At 60.4% G+C, this 18,175-nt stretch carries 19 protein-coding genes; 14 read left to right on the top strand and 5 right to left on the bottom strand.

Going from position 1 to position 18,175, the window contains the following annotated elements; all coding sequences use genetic code 11:
- Positions 1–9: 9 nt before the first annotated feature.
- Both ACP7A2_RS02285 and argE read left to right on the top strand, forming a co-directional pair.
- Positions 10–687: a DUF1028 domain-containing protein gene (locus ACP7A2_RS02285; RefSeq protein WP_426132909.1), complete on the top strand. Its 678-nt coding sequence runs from the start codon at positions 10–12 to the stop codon at positions 685–687.
- Positions 684–1,835: an acetylornithine deacetylase gene (gene argE / locus ACP7A2_RS02280; protein WP_426132908.1), complete on the top strand. Its 1,152-nt coding sequence runs from the start codon at positions 684–686 to the stop codon at positions 1,833–1,835. Before ACP7A2_RS02285 ends, argE begins: the two co-directional genes overlap by 4 nt.
- A 158-nt stretch (positions 1,836–1,993) precedes the next feature.
- Here argE and ACP7A2_RS02275 read toward each other — a convergent pair whose 3' ends face one another.
- Positions 1,994–2,920 carry a LysR family transcriptional regulator gene (locus tag ACP7A2_RS02275; protein ID WP_426132906.1) on the bottom strand — a complete coding sequence of 309 codons (927 nt, stop codon included), beginning with the start codon at positions 2,918–2,920 and terminating at the stop codon, positions 1,994–1,996.
- A gap of 145 nt (positions 2,921–3,065) precedes the next feature.
- On the opposite strand from ACP7A2_RS02275, the gene ACP7A2_RS02270 reads away from it, so the two are divergent.
- From ACP7A2_RS02270 to ACP7A2_RS02260, 3 genes are all read left to right on the top strand, one after another.
- Positions 3,066–4,076 carry a zinc-dependent alcohol dehydrogenase family protein gene (locus tag ACP7A2_RS02270; protein ID WP_426132944.1) on the top strand — a complete coding sequence of 337 codons (1,011 nt, stop codon included), beginning with the start codon at positions 3,066–3,068 and terminating at the stop codon, positions 4,074–4,076.
- A gap of 364 nt (positions 4,077–4,440) precedes the next feature.
- The gene (locus ACP7A2_RS02265; RefSeq protein ID WP_426132905.1) at positions 4,441–4,743 is read left to right on the top strand and encodes a type II toxin-antitoxin system RelE/ParE family toxin; all 303 of its coding nucleotides are present in this window, start codon (positions 4,441–4,443) and stop codon (positions 4,741–4,743) included.
- A 2-nt stretch (positions 4,744–4,745) separates the two neighbouring features.
- On the top strand, positions 4,746–5,126 hold the full coding sequence (locus ACP7A2_RS02260) for an addiction module antidote protein (protein WP_426132943.1): 381 nt from the start codon (positions 4,746–4,748) through the stop codon (positions 5,124–5,126).
- 215 nt (positions 5,127–5,341) lie between these two features.
- Here ACP7A2_RS02260 and gudD read toward each other — a convergent pair whose 3' ends face one another.
- Positions 5,342–6,676: a glucarate dehydratase gene (gene gudD / locus ACP7A2_RS02255; protein WP_426132904.1), complete on the bottom strand. Its 1,335-nt coding sequence runs from the start codon at positions 6,674–6,676 to the stop codon at positions 5,342–5,344.
- 19 nt (positions 6,677–6,695) lie between these two features.
- A complete protein-coding gene (locus ACP7A2_RS02250; protein WP_426132903.1) occupies positions 6,696–8,057 on the bottom strand; it encodes an MFS transporter in 1,362 nt (453 codons plus the stop codon).
- A 338-nt stretch (positions 8,058–8,395) separates the two neighbouring features.
- Here ACP7A2_RS02250 and ACP7A2_RS02245 point away from each other — a divergent pair, with 338 nt between their 5' ends.
- The 8 genes from ACP7A2_RS02245 (at position 8,396) to ACP7A2_RS02210 (ending at position 16,223) form a co-directional block, all read left to right on the top strand.
- Positions 8,396–9,106 (top strand): FadR/GntR family transcriptional regulator, encoded by a 711-nt coding sequence (locus ACP7A2_RS02245; RefSeq protein WP_426132902.1) that lies wholly within the window; start codon positions 8,396–8,398, stop codon positions 9,104–9,106.
- Positions 9,107–9,130: 24 nt separating this feature from the next.
- A complete protein-coding gene (locus ACP7A2_RS02240; RefSeq protein WP_426132901.1) occupies positions 9,131–9,826 on the top strand; it encodes a tRNA (adenine(22)-N(1))-methyltransferase in 696 nt (231 codons plus the stop codon).
- Between the two features lie 101 nt (positions 9,827–9,927).
- A complete protein-coding gene (locus tag ACP7A2_RS02235) occupies positions 9,928–11,154 on the top strand; it encodes a DUF1444 family protein (protein ID WP_426132900.1) in 1,227 nt (408 codons plus the stop codon).
- A gap of 266 nt (positions 11,155–11,420) precedes the next feature.
- The gene (locus ACP7A2_RS02230; RefSeq protein ID WP_426132899.1) at positions 11,421–11,993 is read left to right on the top strand and encodes an ATP phosphoribosyltransferase regulatory subunit; all 573 of its coding nucleotides are present in this window, start codon (positions 11,421–11,423) and stop codon (positions 11,991–11,993) included.
- A 76-nt stretch (positions 11,994–12,069) separates the two neighbouring features.
- Positions 12,070–12,369, top strand: coding sequence for a DUF3144 domain-containing protein (locus ACP7A2_RS02225; RefSeq protein ID WP_426132898.1), 300 nt, complete (start codon positions 12,070–12,072; stop codon positions 12,367–12,369).
- 256 nt (positions 12,370–12,625) lie between these two features.
- On the top strand, positions 12,626–14,683 hold the full coding sequence (locus tag ACP7A2_RS02220) for a methyl-accepting chemotaxis protein (RefSeq protein ID WP_426132897.1): 2,058 nt from the start codon (positions 12,626–12,628) through the stop codon (positions 14,681–14,683).
- Positions 14,684–15,006: 323 nt separating this feature from the next.
- The gene (locus ACP7A2_RS02215) at positions 15,007–15,633 is read left to right on the top strand and encodes a glutathione S-transferase family protein (protein ID WP_426132896.1); all 627 of its coding nucleotides are present in this window, start codon (positions 15,007–15,009) and stop codon (positions 15,631–15,633) included.
- A 158-nt stretch (positions 15,634–15,791) separates the two neighbouring features.
- A complete protein-coding gene (locus tag ACP7A2_RS02210) occupies positions 15,792–16,223 on the top strand; it encodes a GNAT family N-acetyltransferase (protein WP_426132895.1) in 432 nt (143 codons plus the stop codon).
- A gap of 93 nt (positions 16,224–16,316) precedes the next feature.
- Here the strand turns inward: ACP7A2_RS02210 and ACP7A2_RS02205 are convergent, their stop codons facing one another.
- Entirely contained in the window at positions 16,317–16,679 is a 363-nt protein-coding gene (locus tag ACP7A2_RS02205) for a hypothetical protein (RefSeq protein WP_426132894.1), read from the bottom strand.
- Between the two features lie 219 nt (positions 16,680–16,898).
- On the bottom strand, positions 16,899–17,339 hold the full coding sequence (locus ACP7A2_RS02200; protein WP_426132893.1) for a hotdog fold domain-containing protein: 441 nt from the start codon (positions 17,337–17,339) through the stop codon (positions 16,899–16,901).
- Positions 17,340–17,476: 137 nt separating this feature from the next.
- Here ACP7A2_RS02200 and ACP7A2_RS02195 point away from each other — a divergent pair, with 137 nt between their 5' ends.
- Positions 17,477–18,094, top strand: coding sequence for a TetR/AcrR family transcriptional regulator (locus ACP7A2_RS02195; RefSeq protein ID WP_426132892.1), 618 nt, complete (start codon positions 17,477–17,479; stop codon positions 18,092–18,094).
- Positions 18,095–18,175 lie beyond the last annotated feature (81 nt).

Below are 18,175 nucleotides of genomic sequence, written 5' to 3'. Positions count from 1 at the left end.
GGGCTTTTTATGACGTTTTCCGTTGTCGCTCGCTGCGCCGAAACGGGCCAGTTGGGCATTGCGATCAGCTCTTCCAGCATTGCCGTGGGGGCGCGTTGCCCGTGGCTGCGGCCCGGTGTGGGCGCGGTGGCGTCGCAGAACATCACCTTGCCGAGCCTGGGGCCGTCTGTGCTGGATCGGCTGGAACAGGGCATGGCGCCGATTGAGGCGTTGGCCAGGGCGCTTGAAAACGAAGAACACCACGAATACCGCCAGGTAACCGTGATTGACAGCGAAGGCCGCACCGCGCATTTCAGCGGTGCACACACCCTCGGCATTCACGCGGCACTGAGTGGCGAGCAATGCGTGGCCGCCGGGAACATGCTCGCCAACCCCGGCGTGATCGAAGCCATGGTGCTCGCGTTCGAAAACGCCCCCGGGCACCTCGCCGACCGCTTGCTCGCGGCCATGCACGCGGGCCAGGCCAAAGGCGGCGAAGCCGGGCCGGTGCATTCGGCGGCGTTGGTGGTGGTGGACGACCTGCTGTGGCCCATCGTCAACCTGCGCGTGGACTGGGCTGATGAAGAGCCGATCCGCGCCCTTGATCAGCTCTGGCAAGCCTATCGCGGGCAACTGCAGGATTACATCGACCGCGCCCTCAACCCGCAACAGGCGCCGGGCTATGCCGTGCCGGGAGATGACCGATGAGCAACAGCCGCGACCTGCTCGCGCAACTGGTGCGCTTCGACACCACCAGCCGCGAATCGAACCTGGCCTTGATCGACTTTGTGCGCACGTATTTGCAAGGCCATGGCGTGGCCTGTGAGCTGGTGTTCAACGAACACAAGAGCAAGGCCAACCTGCTGGCGACCATCGGCCCGGCCGACGTGCCCGGCATTGTGCTGTCTGGCCACACCGACGTGGTGCCGGTGGACGGCCAGCGCTGGAGCGTGGCGCCGTTCGACCTGACGGAACAGCACGGCAAGTTGTACGGCCGTGGCACGGCAGACATGAAAGGCTACATTGCGTGTGTGCTGGCAAGCGTGCCGGCACTGGTTGCGGCGTCGCTGCGCATGCCGGTGCATATCGCGCTGTCTTACGACGAAGAAGTGGGCTGCCTCGGCGTGCGCTCGCTGATCGAGCGGTTTCACGCGCAACCGGTCAAACCGCTGCTGTGCGTGATCGGCGAACCCACCGAACTCAAACCGGTGCTGGGCCACAAAGGCAAATTGGCGATGCGCTGCGAAGTGCACGGCGCAGCCTGCCATTCGGCGTACGCGCCGTCGGGCGTCAATGCTATCGAATACGCCGCGCGGTTGATCGGTGAGCTGGTGCGCTTGGGCGAAACACTTAAGGCGCCGCAGCACCGGAATGCGCGTTTCGATCCACCGTTTTCCACCGTGCAAACCGGTGTCATCTCAGGCGGCAAAGCACTGAATGTCGTCCCGCAGAACTGCAGCTTCGACTTTGAAGTGCGCTCGCTGCCGGCCCAAAACCCATGGGAGGTGGCCGACCAGTTGCGTGACTATGCGGAGCACACCTTGCTGCCCGTCATGCACGCGGTCAGCGCAGACAGCGCGATCAGTTTCAATGAGTTATCCAGCTATCCGGGCCTGGCGACGTCGGTAGAAAGCCAGGCGGCCGAATGGGTTGCGCAGTTCTGTGGTTCCCGGGATTACGGCACCGTGGCCTTCGGCAGTGAAGGCGGGCTGTTTGACCAAGCGGGCATTCCTACCGTGGTCTGCGGGCCGGGGAGCATGGAGCAGGGGCACAAGCCGGATGAGTTCATCAGCCTTGCACAACTGCAAGCCTGTGATCAGATGCTGGCGCGGGTGCTTGCATTTGTGAGCCAGTAATACCAACACCTGTTCCAAGCCATGCACCGGCTAAAAATGTGGGAGCTGGCTTGCCTGCGATAGCGGTGGGTCAGCTCACCCCTGTTTGACTGGTAGATTGCTATCGCAGGCAAGCCAGCTCCCACATGGGATGTGGGATGTTTTATCGGGCGCTACCTCTAACGGATGGCGTAGGGCTCCAGCCACTGGGTATGAATCTGTGGAAAGCGCTCCAGCAACCACTGCGTAAAGGCTTGCACCTGCGGCGCAATGTGGGTGCGGCTCGGGTACAGCAGCGTCACCGGTCTGGGGGCGGGGCGATAGGGCGCGAGGATTTCTACAAGGTCGCCGTTGGCCAGGTGATGGCTGACTGAAATGCCCAGCGCTTGAATGATGCCGAAACCCGCCACCCCACATTGAACATAGGTGTGCGATTCGGTCACGGTGATGGCGGCCTGACTGACATGCACGTGGTCCGCGCTGTCCACTCGAAAATGCCAGGGCAGGATCCGGTTGCTGTGGCCAGACAGATAACTGACGCCCTGATGCGCCGCCAGCGCTTCTATTCGCTCAGGTTCACCGTGAGCCTGCAGGTAAGCGGGCGCGGCGCAAGTGATCAAGGTCGCCATGCCCACGGGCCGCCCCACCAACGTCGAGTTCGGTAAATCGCCGATGCGCAGTGCGCAGTCCACCCCTTCGCCCACCAGGTCCACGGTCCGGTCGGTGACGCCGAGTATCAGGTTGATGCCTGGAAAAGTGCTGGCGAATTCTTTAAGGCTGTCGATGAATTCGATTTGCGCAAAGGCGGTCGGGATGTCGACGCGCAGCCGACCACTGAGGGTCGCCCCGGTGGGGTCAAACATGGAGGTTGCGTCAGCAATGTTGCCGAGAATTTCCTGCACCCGCCCATAGAACCGCTCGCCTTCAGCGGTGAGCGTGACTTTGCGCGTGGTGCGCTGGAACAAGCGCACGCCCAGCGACGACTCCAGCTCTTGAATGGCGCGGGTAACATGCGGGCGGCCGATGGCCAGGGACTCGGCGGCCTTGGTGAAGCTGCCGAGTTCAGCAAGCCGAGCGAATAAGCGCATCGATTGGAGCAGTTCCATGGGCGACCCTGGTGACGGTGTTGGCTATGACTATTGCTTGAGAATAGAACAATCCTGTCCATTTCTGCGTATTTATTGCCTTCGTCAAACGGCGAATGATGTGTTCAAGGCAATGCCGCCTCTCACGTCACGCGGGGAATACGTTATGAAGGCTTGGTTACTCAGAGAATTCGGGCTCGACAATCTGCACATGGGTGAAGTGCCTACGCCAACACCAAAGCCCGGCGAACTGCTGGTCAAGGTGGGCGCCGTTTCGCTGAATTTTCGCGACAAGGTCATCGTGGATGGTATGTACGAACCGCACACAGTGCCAAAGGATTTGATTCCGGTAAGCGATGCTGCCGGTACTGTGGTCGCGGTGGGTGATGGAGTGTCGCGCTTCAACGTCGGCGATCGCGTGAACTCGCATTTGTATTCACGCTGGCTGGACGGTGAACCTGGCCCGGATGAGCGGGACTACTGCTTTGGTTCCCCGCTGCCTGGCGGGCTGGCCGAGTACATGATCATCCACGAGGACAGCGCGGTGCGCGCCCCCGATAACATGAGCGACGAAGAGGCTGCCACGTTGCCGATTGCTGCGCTGACGGCCTGGTACTCACTGGTGGATTTCGGGCAGGTCCAGCCTGGGCAGACCGTCCTGGTCCAGGGCACCGGTGGGGTCTCCATCTTCGCTGTGCAAATGGCAACAGCGCTGGGGGCCAGGGTGATCGCGACGTCCAGCAGCGACCAGAACCTGCAAACCGTCATCGACTTGGGCGCAGTGGCAGGTATCAACTATCGGACCACGCCTGCCTGGGAGGAAGAAGTGCTGAAGTTGACCGAGGGCAAGGGCGTTGACCTGCTGCTTGATGTCGCCGGTGGCAATGGCATCAACCAGTCGGTGGCAGCCACCAAGGCCGCCGGACGCATCGCGCAGATTGGATTCCTGACGGGGCAGACCGTGCAATTGAACCTGATGCCGCTGATATTTCGCCAAACCACCCTTCGCGGCATCGCCGTCGCACCGCGCTCATCATTTGATCGGATGAACGCGTTTTTGAACGAGCACAAGATTCGCCCGGTGATCGATCAGGTCTACTCGTTCGAACAGGCGCGCGAAGCTTATGCGCATCTGGCCAAAGGCGCATTTGGCAAGGTGGTTATCAAGATCGCTTAAATAACCCTCGGTCCCTTGGCGAGGGCGCAAGCTCGCGCTGGGTTGCGTAGCAGCCCCAAAACCGCAAAACGCGGTAGGCCAGGCTTACCGCGTCGGCTGATCAAGGGCCGCTGCGCGCCCCAGCGCGAGCTTGCTCCCTCGCCACAGGGGCCGGCGAGGGTGTTGAGGTGGTAGATCTGATGGAACGATTGCGCGCAACCCCGTTATTTGATCGGGCGCTTTAAGCGGTTGGAGAAACACGCGCTCATAGTATCGAACGGCTGCTCCTGCGGGGGCTGGACTAGGATTTTTTAACCCGGAGTTCACCGGGTTTGAAAATTCACTAGCATCGGCAAGGAGTAGCCAGTAGGCTACAAGTGAAATCTTGACTAATTTGATCGGCAGGACGCCGGAGTTCGATACATGGCTCGACGGTATGAGGGACGTTTGCGGGAAAACGGCGGTTCTGACTCGATTGGACCGCGCCGAAGAAAACAATTTTGGTGATTGCGAACCCGTAGGCGAGGGCTTGAGTGAAATGCGTGTTTTTGTCGGGCCCGGCTACAGGATTTACTTTGTACGCACGGGCATCACTGCTTACCTGATGCTGTGGGGCAGTGACAAAACCGACCAGAACAGAGGAATCAGGCGGGCAAGAGAAATCCTTGAAGCCCTGAGAGGTACATGAAAATGAGCAAATCCACATTCAAACCCGAGGACATGCCGATCCTCGATCTTGATACATCCGGTACCAGCGTTTACGAAGCGTCGCGCTTCCTCGACAGCCCGGAGGTGATCAGCGCGTATTTGGCGCAAAGCATGAAGTCGCAAGACCCGCAGATACTGATGAAGGCGCTTGCCGAGGTCGCCAAAGCCCAGGGCGTGAACAAAGTGGCGGAGGCTGCCGGGATCAATCGGGAGAGCCTTTACAAAACGCTGAAAGGCGGCTCGAAAACCCGTTATGAGACTGTCCAGAAACTTATGTTGGCGCTAGGAGTGGAACTTACCGTGCAGCCGATTGCACCCAGGAAAACGGCCAGGGCAAAATCGACAGCAGCCAGTAAACCCTGATTTGCTGTGGCGAGCTGGCTTGTTGTGGCGAGCGTGCTTTCTGTGGCGAGCGGGCTTGCCCCGCGTTGGAGTGCGAAGCGCTCCCCATTCAAACGGCACGGTGTAACTGATAAACCGCGTCGTCAGGTTTCAGGGCTGCTTCGCAGCCCAACGCGGGGCAAGCCCGCTCGCCACAGAAAGCCCACGCCCCACAGGTACTGTGTTCGCAGGGGGCCCTAACGCACCAGGCAAGGCTGCTTGTTATTGAAGCGCCAGCCGGGAATCAAAAACTGCATCGCCACGCTGTCATCCCGCGCGCCGAGGCCCATGCCTTTGTAGACCTCGTGGGCCTTCGCCACGGCGTCCATATCGATATCCACGCCCAGGCCGGGCTTGCTCGGCACCTTCACATAACCGCCTTCGATCTTCAGCGGTTGCCTGGTCAGACGCTGGCCGTCCTGCCAGATCCAATGGGTGTCGATGGCGGTGATATCGCCTGGTGCGGCGGCGGCGACCTGAGTAAACATCGCCAGGGAAATATCGAAGTGGTTGTTGGAATGCGAACCCCAGGTCAAACCCCAGTCGTTACACATCTGCGCCACGCGCACCGAGCCTTGCATTGTCCAGAAGTGCGGGTCGGCGAGGGGGATGTCCACCGATTGCAACTGGATCGCGTGGCCCATTTCTCGCCAGTCGGTGGCGATCATGTTAGTGGCGGTTTTCAGGCCCGTGGCGCGGCGGAATTCGGCCATGACTTCGCGGCCCGAGTAGCCGTTTTCCGCACCGCACGGGTCTTCGGCGTAGGCGAGTACGTGGTGCTGGTCGCGGCACAGGCGGATGGCTTCTTTGAGTGACCAGGCGCCGTTCGGGTCGAGGGTGATGCGTGCATCCGGGAAGCGTTCGGCCAGCGCGGTGACGGCTTCGATTTCGGCATCGCCGCTCAAGACGCCGCCTTTGAGTTTGAAGTCGTTGAAGCCGTATTTGGCTTTGGCGGCTTCGGCCAGGCGCACCACCGCGTCGGCCGTCAGGGCTGTCTCGTGGCGCAGGCGAAACCAGTCATCATCGGCGTCCGCCTCGTTGCGATAGGCCAGGTCTGTGGCGGTGCGATCACCGACGTAGAACAGGTAGCCGAGCATCTTCACCGCGTCGCGCTGCTGGCCTTCGCCGAGCAAGGCGGCCACCGGCACTTCGAGGAACTGGCCCAGCAAATCGAGCAGTGCCGCTTCCATCGCCGTGACCGCGTGAATGGTGATGCGCAGGTCAAAGGTTTGCAGGCCGCGACCGGCAGAATCCCGTGAGGCAAAGGTGGTGCGCATTTGGTTGAGGATGCGCTGGTAGTGGCCAATGGGTTGGCCCACCACCAGGCTGCGCGCGTCTTCCAGGGTTTGGCGGATGCGTTCGCCGCCGGGTACTTCGCCCACGCCGGTGTTGCCGGAACTGTCTTTGAGAATCACGATATTGCGCGTGAAGTACGGCCCGTGGGCGCCGCTCAGGTTCAGCAGCATGCTGTCATGGCCGGCAACCGGGATGACCTGGAAATGGGTGACGACAGGTGACGTTGAAGTGCTCATGGCAAGTTCCTGAATACGCTTAAAGAGGTTTGCTGATGGCGGCGCCCGTGGGCACAACGCTCGGCGAAGCCTGAGGGGCAGAGGGCGCGGTTTTGGCGAAAAACACCAGGATCGCGGCGATCACCGACGTGCCGGCCAGCCCATAAAGGCCGCCCTGGATCGAACCGGTGGTCTGCTCCAGAAAACCAAAGGTCGTCGGTGCTACAAACCCGCCCAGGTTGCCGATGGAGTTGATCAGCGCGATCACGGCGGCGGCGATGCGCGCGTCCAGATACCCCTGGGGAATCGGCCAGAACAGCGACGAGGCCGACTTGAAACCGATGGCCGCAAAGCAGATCGCAACAAAGGCAAAAATCGGCCCGCCCGTGGTGGACATGAACATCCCCGCAGCCGCAATCAGCAGCGCAGCGGCGACCCAGGCTTGCTGGAACCTGAATTTTCCCGACAGCGAGGCAAAGGTGTACATGGCAATGATCGAGATCAGCCACGGGATCGAGTTGAAGAAACCCACCTGTATATCGCTCAAGTCGCCCATCTTTTTGATGATGCTCGGCAGCCAGAACGTTGCGGCGTAGATCGTCAACTGGATGCAGAAGTACAAGGCGCAGAACAGCAGGATCTGACGGTCCTTGAGCAGCTTGCCAAGGGTTGGTTTGACCGTGGTCAGCGCTTCACGCTCGCGCTGTTCCTGATCAATCGCGCCGACCAGTGCGTCCTGCTCTTCGCGGGTCATCCAGTCGGCGTCATGGGGTTTGGAGTCCAGCCAGAACCACACGAAGAACCCCAGCGCCACCGAGGCCAGGCCTTCTATGGCAAACATCCACTGCCAGCCATGGAAGCCGAAGCCCTCTATCTGCAACAGCGCGCCTGAGAGCGGGCCGGAGATCAGCGAGGCCACCGCCGAACCACTCAGAAAGATCGCAATGGCCTTGCCGCGCTCAACCCCTGGCAGCCAGCGGGTGAAGTAGTAGATCACGCCAGGGAAGAATCCCGCCTCAGCCACGCCGAGCAGGAAACGCAGGATGTAGAACTGGGTTTCGTTCTGGATGAACGCCATCAGCGTGGCGACGATGCCCCAGGTGAACATGATGCGGGTCAGCCAGATACGCGCGCCGACTTTTTGCAGCAGCATGTTGGAGGGCACTTCGAACAGCGCGTAGCCGATGAAGAACAGCCCGGCGCCCAGGCCGTAGGCGGCCGCGCCGATGCCGAGGTCATGCTCCATGTGCGTGCGCACGAAGCCTATATTGACCCGGTCGATGTAGTTGAGGATGAACATGATCACGAACAGTGGGAGCACATGGCCCTTCACTTTGCTCACGGCGCGCGCGAGCACTGAATCGTTTTCTGGTGCGGCAGATGCATGGCTTGAATTGTTCACAATTCAAAACTCCCCCTGATTATTTTTATGCGGGTTTGCGTGTTTTGTTGATAGACATCATACAAGTGGTTTTCCGGGGATCGCAATGCGGTGGCGGATGTATTTGTTCTTATAACGGCGAATGCTGAATGGGTGTTTTGGTTATTTGACCAATGGATATTAGGGTTTTGTAGCTTTTTAGGTGGCGATTCAGGCAGGTGATTCCCGGTTGGCGCGAAGGTCGGAGTTCTTGGGGTTGTGGGAGTTTAAGGTTGGTTGTCATACAAGTTGATTGGTTTTCGAATCAGTTCAACGAGGGTGTTAAGCTCGCACCAGCCCAACCCCGTGGACCCGTCGCGATGCCCATTGATAGCGCAACCCTTGTTCGTAAACGTTCCAACAATCTCGCCCAGGGCGTGGTCGAGGCGCTGACCCAGCGCATCCTGCTTGGGCAGCTCAAGCCTGGTGAAAAACTGCCGTCGGAATCGACCATCGTGCGGGAGCACGGTGTGAGCCGAACCGTGGTTCGCGAGGCCATCTCCAAGTTGCAGGCGTCGGGCCTGGTGGAGACGCGTCACGGCATCGGCACCTTCGTGCTGGAGCCGCACGCTCAGCAAGGGTTGCGCTTGCACGTGGACACCGTCGCCAGCGTGCGCAACATGCTCGAACTGCGCCTGGGCCTGGAGGTGCAAGCCGTGGCGCTGGCCGCGTTGCGCCGGTCTGAGGAGCAACTGGCGCAGATGCGCGCAGCACTGGATGACTACCAGGCCTCGCTGGCCAACAACGACAGTTGCGTGGAAGAGGACAAGCGCTTTCACCAACTGATCGCCGAGGCCACCGGCAATACGTTTTTCACCGAGATCATGCTGCATTTGGGCAATGCGATGATCCCGCGTACGCAGGTCAAGGGCGCCGAGCGCGGGGGGGCCGACTTTGCCAAGCTGGGCCAGTTGGCGAACCTGGAACACGAGGCGATCTTCAACGCGATCAAGCGCCAGGACCCGGACGCGGCGCGGGCGGCCATGGTGCTGCACCTGACCAATAGCCGTGACCGCTTTTCGGGTGAGTAATTTTTCAGTGACAAGGAACAACCGTTGAACGAACACACATTATCCAGGCGCCTTGAGCGCGTGGCGGCGAACGTGCCCGTTGGCGCGCGTCTGGCGGACATCGGCTCGGACCATGGCTACCTGCCGGTGGCAATGATGCGCCGGGGTTTGATCGCAGCGGCGGTGGCGGGGGAGGTGGCAGCTACGCCCTTCCACGCAGCCCAGCGCACCGTGCGCGATAACGGCCTGGAAAAAAGCATTACTGTGCGGTTGGCCGACGGCCTCGCGGCGATCGAGGTTGGCGACGGCATCACCGCCATCAGCATCTGCGGCATGGGCGGCGAGACGATTCGCGACATCCTCGACAACGGCAAGGCGCACCTCGCCGGCCACGAACGCTTGATCCTGCAACCCAACGGCGGCGAGCAACCGTTGCGCCACTGGCTGATGCACAACGGTTACCGAATCCTCAGGGAAGAGTTGTTGCAGGAGAACCGCTTCTACTACGAGATCATCGTCGCCGAACGTGCGCAACCGGTGACCTACACCGATGAAGAACTGTACTTCGGCCCGCTGCAATTGCAGGCGCGCAGCCCGGAGTTCCTGGCCAAGTGGCAGCGCATGCTGCGCCAGAAGCACAAGACCTTAGCCAGCCTTGAGCAGGCGAAGCAGTGGGTGCCGGAAGACAAGGTGCAGGAAATCGCCCGGCAGGCGCGGTGGATCACGCAGTTACTGGCCTGACCGGGTAACAGTGAACTCGACCACGCAACACGGGTCGTTATTTAACCCTGTCCCTTGCATCGCCGAGGATGGACCGCTCGCACTCATGGAGGAACCTGCGCATGTTTGGCACCTTGATCGACAAGCTCTTCAATCGCCCCCTGACCGAGGCGGCCTTCGCCCAGAAAGTCATCAAGGCTGCCCGCCAGGTGGGCTTCAGCGGGCCGCTGGTGTATGTGCCCAAGGAGTTTCGCCTCGACCACGGTGACGGCGGCGGCTTCTTTAACTTGCATAACGCCTTTCGTGACTACCAGAACGCCGAGAAGTCGCGCAAAGCCGCTGTGTTGAATGGGTATGCGTCGACGCTGCTCAACTACCGCAAGAACGCGCCAGAGCGCTTCGAAGACGTGAGGCCACTGTTGCGGCCCGTGATTCGCAACCTGGCGATGCTTGAAGAGGTGCGCCTGTACAAGGTGCGCACTGATGGCTGGGATACGCCGCGCAATGCTGTCCACCGATCTTTGGGTAAAGACTGCGTGATCTTGTTGGCGGTGGATTATCCCGAAACCACTTCAACCCTTACCGATGGCCCGAAAGAGAGCTGGGGGGTGAGCCTAGACGAGGCATTGGCGGCAGCGCAGAGCAACTTGCGCGAAACCACCCCGGACGCCTTCGAAGAAATTGTGCCCGGGCTCTACCTCGGGCGCTGGAACGACAGCTATGACACCAGCCGCGTGCTGCTGCCGGATGTATTGCAGCGCGCCCCCATCAAAGGGCGCCCGGTGTTCATGATCCCGACCCGCGATGTGCTGATGGTCACCGGCGACAAAGACGAGGATGGCATTCGGCACATGGTCGAGGTCTGCTTCAAGGCCATGGAAAACGGCCGCGTCGTCTCCAGCCAGGTCTATACGTATCAGGATCAACGGATCGTACCGTTTGCCACTCAGGACGAAGCACTCCTGGCGCGCATGGCAAGCCTGGAACACGTGCTGCTGGAAGGCAATTACCGCTCGCAGAAAGAGCAACTCGACACGATCCACGCTGAGCAGAACACTGAATTATTCGTCGCGACGTACACGCTCTTCGAGTTGACGGACGGCAGCGGCAAGACCTTCTCGGTGTGCAGCTGGACCGAAGCGGTCGACACCTTGCTGCCCAAAACCGACCGCGTCGCATTGGTCCAGCTGCAATCCGATGGCTCGGCCAGAACCCGGCTTTTCGCCTGGGAAGAGCTTGAGGCCAAGGCAGGTGAACTGTTGCAGCCATTCGACACTTACCCGCCACGCTACAGGACACTGGGGTTTCCCACGGCTGAGCAGTTGGGTGAGATGACGCGGTTGGATTAGTGTCAGCTTGTAACTTTTCCTACAACTGTGCAAGGATCGCCCCATGACTCAATTCCTGCAAAGCAACCGCCATCACCACCACGGACCTTCTCCCAGGCGCCGCGGTTGCTTGCACTCACTGTTTGAACAGAACCTCTGATCACTCATTGAACCCAAACCAAGGCGCCCACGGCGCCTTTTTTATTGCCTGTAAAAAATGGAGATTTACCCCATGACCATGCTACGCGGAACGCGAATTGTGACCGGAAAAGAAGCCTCAACGATGCGTGAAATTGAAGGCCGTTTTCGGAGCTACCTTCATCGAAGCGGGCGCTGAAGAAACCATCGTGCCAGCGCTGTGGGGCCAGGACACGTTTATCGAAAAAGCCGGCGGCAGTGAAATCATCGGGCAGATGTGGGCGTTCGACGACAAGGCGGGCCGCCAGTGTTGCTTGATCCCCGAGGCCACCGCGCTGTTCCAGGAGCGCAACGCTGAATTACTCGGCGGACGACGCGAGGCGATGTTTTTCTACGTGGCACGCTGTTACCGCTACGAGCGCCCGCAAGCCGGCCGTTATCGTGAGTTCACTCAACTGGGGCTGGAGATTCTAAGCCCCGAACCGGTTGTGGCGTTGCAGCGTAGCCAAGCCCTTTGCAGCGGTTTTCTGGACTCCCTGGGGCTCGACTATCAGCTCAATTGCGCAGTGAAACGTGGGTTGAGTTACTACCTTGAAGGCAACGGCTTCGAAGTGCGTTGCCCCGCGTTAGGTGCACAGCAGCAGGTGGTGGGCGGTGGTGCCTACCGCGAGGGCGCAGGATTCGGTATCGGGCTTGAACGGCTGGTGCTCGCATTGATGTGACAGTGCAGGCGCCTGCAAACCGGCGGCCGGATATGCTCCAATGGCCGCCATCATTTGTTCATCCGGAACCTTCATCATGGCCCAAACCACCGACCAAGCCTTTTACGACCGGGCCGACGCCCATATCGAGCTGTCGAACGAGCAGCTTAAAACCTGTGAAAACCTCGGCGAGGTCAGCGCCTCGATGATGTTTGGCACCACGCGTTTTAACGCCTGGGCCAGTGCGCGCAACTTCAAGTCCGGCGCTGAAATGGCCGATGCGCGGGAGGCGATGTTGAAGTATTTCTGCGATCAGTACCGGATGATGCTGGAGGACAATCTGGATGATCACATCAATAATTTCAGTCAGTACATGCTTGTGAAAACAGCTGGCTGATCGTTGCACGGGGCGGTTAAGCAGGTCACCGCTGCGAAGTGTTACAGCATTGGTAGTCGTAACTGAGTGCTTTCGCCCCATTTTCGCGCACGCAATGCCTCTTTTTGAACGTGGAGCCGCCTATTTCGTGGTCTGCTGGCAGCGGCCCGTATCTTGCTAGAGCCAAGCTAATCAATGACATGGCATTTTGCCGTTATTCATTTCAAGGCTTCACCCACGCGTGCACCGTGTGGGTTGTTTTAGGGAGTGGTCGGCCATGCACAGTCTTTTATCACCCGGTATCCGCCTGCTCGGACGGTTCGGTTTCGCGCGCAAATTCCAGATCCTGTTTTTCCTGTTCATGCTGCCGCTGGCCGGGAGCCTGTGGATGATCGGCCAGGACTATCGCGAAAAATTAGCGGTTATTTCCAGCGAGCAGTCCGGCGTTCGCCAGCTGCTGTCCCTGGACACGCTGGATGACCAATTGACCGCGCAACGCAATTTGGCCGCGCGCTGGAAGGCATTGGACATCTTGCATACGCCAACGCCAGCGGCCAAGGCGGCGATGGACAAGGTGGACGCCGCAAGCCCGGCAATTACCCAAAGCCTGCAAGCCTTGGGCGATGCGCTGAAAAAACACAACGCCAGCGCCGACACTCTGGCGCGTTTCGAGGCGTTGCAGGCCACGGTCAAGGGCATGGACACCCAGTCTCTGCGCGCAGTGGGCTGGTGGCCGGACGGTTACGACCGCTTCACCGCTGCGCTGACCGCGATGCAAACGTTGCGCGAGCAGATTACTCAAGACGCCGGGCTGATTCTCGACCCTTGGCTGGAAACCTATTTGCTGATGCAGATTTCCACCCAGCACGCGCCAGACCTGATCGAGCGCATCGGCCGCACGGCGAGTGTTGGTGAGTCGTCCATCGCGTCGGGGCAGTTCACCCTGCAAAGTCGCCTGCAGATGCGTGACCTGCGCAGCCGTATCGGCGACGCGCGCGACCAGTTGGTCAAGGCCGCCGCCTCGCTCAAGACCAAGCGCTACGCGGGGCTTGAGCCTTGGACGGCGCAGTACGAGAGCAGCCTGCAATTGCTCGACAGCGAGCTGAAAGCCCTGGACGACGGTGTGTTTGGCGGCACCATCAAGCTCGACACCGCAGGCTTCGACCGCAGTATCGACAGCGTGCTCGGCGCCCTGGGTGCATTGCGCAGCCAGTCGCTGACGTCGCTGGATGAGCGCCTGGGCTACTACCGCGACCGCTCGCTCAAGCAGTTCATCCCGGTGGTGGCGACGTTCAGCCTGCTGGCGCTGGCCGCGTTGTACCTGTTTATCTGCCTGCAAGCTTCGATTCGCCGCAGTGCCAGCGGCATCACCACGCTTGCCGAGTCCCTGCGCGACGGCAACCTGTGTGTCGAAGTGGCGGTGGAAGGCCGCGATGAACTCGCCGCCATCAGCACCGCGCTGAACGTTGCGGTGGTGCAGTTGCGCACCAGCCTGCTGGGCGTGAATCACGAAACCCAGCAGCTTGGCTCGACGGTGCTGACCCTCAACTCGCAGTCGGGCAGCACCCTCACCGAAGTCGAAGACCAGCAGCAACAAATCAGCCAGATTGCCGCCGCCGCGACGCAATTGGCAGCCACGTCCATGGGCGTCGCCAGAAGTTGTGAGCAAGCCTCAGACAGCGCCCAGCACACCCGGCAAATTGCCGAAGACAGCAGCCGCGACAGCCAACGCACCACGGCCAGCATCCAGCAACTTAATCAGCGCCTGACTGACACGGCCAATGCGCTGGAACAAGTCAGCCAGCAAGGGCAGCAGATTCAGTCGGTGGTCGACACCATTCGCGGCATCGCCGAACAGACCAACCTGCTGGCGCTGAACGCCGCCATCGAAGCCGCCCGCGCGGGCGAGCAGGGCCGTGGTTTTGCCGTGGTGGCCGATGAAGTGCGCAGCCTGTCGCAGCGCACCCAAGCCTCGACAGCTCAGATCGCCGGCACCGTGGACAGCCTGCGCGCCACCGTGAGCCAGGCCGTGAGCCTGATGGGCGCTGCGTGCAACCAGGCGCTGACCGATGCCGAATCCGTCACCGGCCTGGGCACCCGCCTGGGCGAGATTGCCGGCGCGGTGCAAAAAGTCACCGATACCCTCGCGCAAATTGCCGCTGCGGTAGAAGAGCAAGCCGCTACTGCGGACGAAGTCAGCGGCAATATCCAGCAAGTCGACCAAGCCGCAGGCCGCCTGCTCGAAGGCGCCCGCGCCGTAAACCAGGCCGCCGACACCCTTAGCAAAGGCAGCCGCGCCCTGAGCGACAACACCGCCCGCTTCCGCCTGGCTTGATCAGGCTCTTGTGGTTAGTCGGCTTGTTGTGGCAAGTGGGCTTGTTGTGGCGAGCGGGCTTGCCCCGCGTTGGGCTGCGAAGCGGCCCCAAACCCTGCCACCCCGATTTAACTGAAAGATCGCGGTGGTCCTGATGGGGCCGCTTCGCAGCCCAACGCGGGGCAAGCCCGCTCGCCACAACAGGCCCGCTCACCACGACAGGCTCGCTTCCCACAACAAGCCCGGCAACCCCCGTTCTCAAACACCTGCAACTTCCGGGCACTCCACCGCCCGCGCGCAGTCTGCTGATATACCTTCAACGCTCGACTCACGGAGCTGTCCCCATGATCACTGTCCACCACCTCAACAACTCCCGCTCACAACGCATCCTCTGGCTGCTCGAAGAGCTCGGCCTGCCTTACGACATAAAACGCTATCAGCGCGACCCGAAAACCAACCTCGCCCCACCCGAACTCAAAGCCATCAACCCGCTGGGCAAGTCGCCGGTCATCGAGGATGGCTCGCTGGTATTGATCGAGTCCGCCGCGATCATCGACTACCTTATCCGCCGCCACGGCCAGGGCCGCCTGCAGCCCGACCCTGCCACCGCCACCTACGACAAATACGTGCAATGGCTGCACTTCGCCGAAGGCTCGGCCATGCTGCCGCTGATGCTCAACCTGTACGTTGGCCGCCTGGGTGAAGCAGGCGCGCCGTTGCATCCACGTATCGAGTCGGAAATCGCCAACTACCTTGGCTATTTGAACGACGTGCTGGCGGATACGCCCTACCTGCTGGGTGACGAGTTGAGCGGCGCCGATATCCAGCTGAGCTTCATCGGCGAAATCGCCGGGGCGCAAGGCAAGTTGCAGGCGTACCCAAACCTCGCCGCGTGGGTGCACCGCTTCCAGGCTCGCCCGGCTTACCGCAAAGCGGTGGAGCAGGGCGGCGAATACGCGTTCGCAAAATAAGTCGAACCACCCAAAGGAAGGCAGGCGGCGTGGTCTGTCTTCTTTGCGGGTGCCGATGACAAAGTATCTCCACACTTTTATGCTCTCCTGACTTTCCATCCTTCAGGAAACCACCTGTGGCCGCGCCATCTCCTGGACAACCGTCGATACCCCACTGTTTGCGCAAAGCCGTCATCACCGACCTGCCGTTGATTTACCGAGGTGAGCGCGAATACATCCAGCGCTGGGAACCCAGTCATGAAGATGGCTGGCTGCGTCAGTCCGAACGGCACCTTGCCAATTGGGTAGAACACTTTGACCGCCTGGTGATTGCCAGCGTCGACGGGCAATTTGCAGGTTATTGCCTGTGGATGCCGGAAGACGGCCGCGCACTGCTTTGTACGATTGGCGTGAGTGAGCAGTACCGCTGCAGAGGGCTGGGCGCCGCCTTGTTAAAGGCCTACACAGATGAGGCTCGGCAAGCAGGATTTTCTCGTTTGACGTTGAGCGTGCGCGAAGACAACCCGGCCAAACGGCTCTACCAAAAAGCCGGTTTTCTGCAAGCAGGCGCGGACGCCAATGGCTACCTGAGATTTGAACTGGAGACTTAATCCCAGCCACACCTCAGATCAACTGTGGGAGCTGGCTTGCCTGCGATGAGGCCCTGGCAGACAGCCCACAAAAACGTATCAACGCGCACCTCTTCAGCGCGACGCTTGTGCCAAACGCGCTCGCCAATCGCCGCCATGCCTGGCCGTGCATTCTTCTTCCGAGTCGAAGCGAATGCAGCGTTCCATCGGCACGGGGGCCACTTCGGCGTCGAGGAGTGCAGCGCTGGTCAATTCGCGCATGCGTTCGCCGGCGCCGGCTGCCAGGGCGTGTTCCTTGTTGGCGAGGGTGTCGAACACCCATATCACCCGCAGGCTTCGGGGAAAGTTGGCGTAGTCGACAGTGTGGGTCAGCCAGTCGAAGCCCGGTATTTCGGTTTTTGCGGTCTCGCAGGCTTCAGTGAGGGCAACGACCAGTCGGCGCTCGAGGCGGGCATTGTCGCGTTGGGTAGGCGGCATCAAGGGCTCCTTGGTTTATCTAAGTCAGGCATCTATCGCTGCTCAAAGGCAATCTTCAGCCTCAAGCCCATACACAGCGTGCCGCTGATTTTACCTTCCCACCGACGCAATCCGCGAAGCCCATTGAAACCTCGAAACGGGCGGGTGATTTCCAGGGCTAGTCTTGGCCCACAGTAATCCTCAGCTTACCCCCAAATGCAACACGCCCGCCCACGCGGCTCAACCGAGTTTTACGTTCATCGTAATGCTCGCCGTAAACACCTTGACCCCGCCCTCATCAAAAATCTCCACCGGGACAAACTTGTCGCCAGCCGTTTGCCAATCAATACCGCTGCCATCGGCAACCGCGCGAATGTCCGACTTGGCCTTCGCCAAATACTCAACGGTCATGCCCTTGGGAATCCATTTGGCCCCGGCGGGAATCGACACGTCCGTCATCGTGCCGCCCGCCAACTCGGCTGCGTTGCACAAGGCGATGGCGTGCACGGAGGCCAAGTGGTTGGTGATTTCTTTGCGAAACGGCACGTTAACCACCGCGTGCCCAGGGCGCAGCTCGGCGATGTGCGGCGCGATGGTGCTGAAGTAGGGGGCCACCTGGCAGGCCATCTGACTGAATGCAGCAGGGCCGATGCTGTTGAACATGCTTAGAAACTGGCTCATGGACTGTCCTCAAAAAATGGGTTAACAGAATAAAATTCTGTAACGGAACAATATTCCGTAAATTTGCGGAGTGTCAAGCCATGCCTTCTCTGCCAACCGATGTACCTTTAGACTTCGTACATTTGGCGAGCCCTTTCATGCACGCACCTGATCTGATCGAGCGCACCTTCCCGGGCCGGCGCAGCGAGCTCAAGCGCAGCATCCTGCGCCAGGCGCTGGCCTGTTTTAACGAGGTGGGCATCGAAGCCACCAATATCGAAACCATCCGCGCGTTATGCGAGACCAGCGTGGGCGCCATCTACCACCACTTCGGCAACAAGGAAGGCATCGTCGCGGCGCTGTTTTTTGCCGCGCTGGAAGACCAAAGCGCGCTGCGTGACCGCTATCTGCAAAAGGCTGACAGCCCTCACGACGGCATCGTGGCGCTGGTGCAAAGCTACGTGGAATGGGTGACCGAGCAGCCCGACTGGGCGCGTTTCGTCTTTCAGAGCCGCTTCGCGGTGGCCAACGGTTCGTTCAAGGACGAACTGCTGTCACGCAACAAGCTGCGCAACCAGCAGTTAGCGGACTGGATGAGCGTGGAGGGCCGCAAGGCGCATTTCAGCCACATTCCTGCCGAGCTCTTGCCGTCGTTGATCATCGGCTCAGCGGAAAGCTACTCACGCGCCTGGTTGTCGGCACGGGTGAAGAAAAGCCCGCGTGAGTATGGGCAGGTGCTCGCCGAGGCGGCGTGGCGGTCAATCTGCCCGGATTAAAGTGTTCGGGTGAACAGCGTGATGGCGCCAGTTGTTGTTTGATTTGCTGGTCGCGATTAAAAAGTGCTGTTTTTGACCAGT

Source organism: Pseudomonas sp. PWP3-1b2, from assembly GCF_049896045.1.
GTDB classification, from domain to species: Bacteria; Pseudomonadota; Gammaproteobacteria; order Pseudomonadales; family Pseudomonadaceae; genus Aquipseudomonas; species Aquipseudomonas antarctica_B.
Note: the sequence above shows the minus strand (reverse complement) of the source record. Positions and strands in the feature narration are given on the sequence as shown.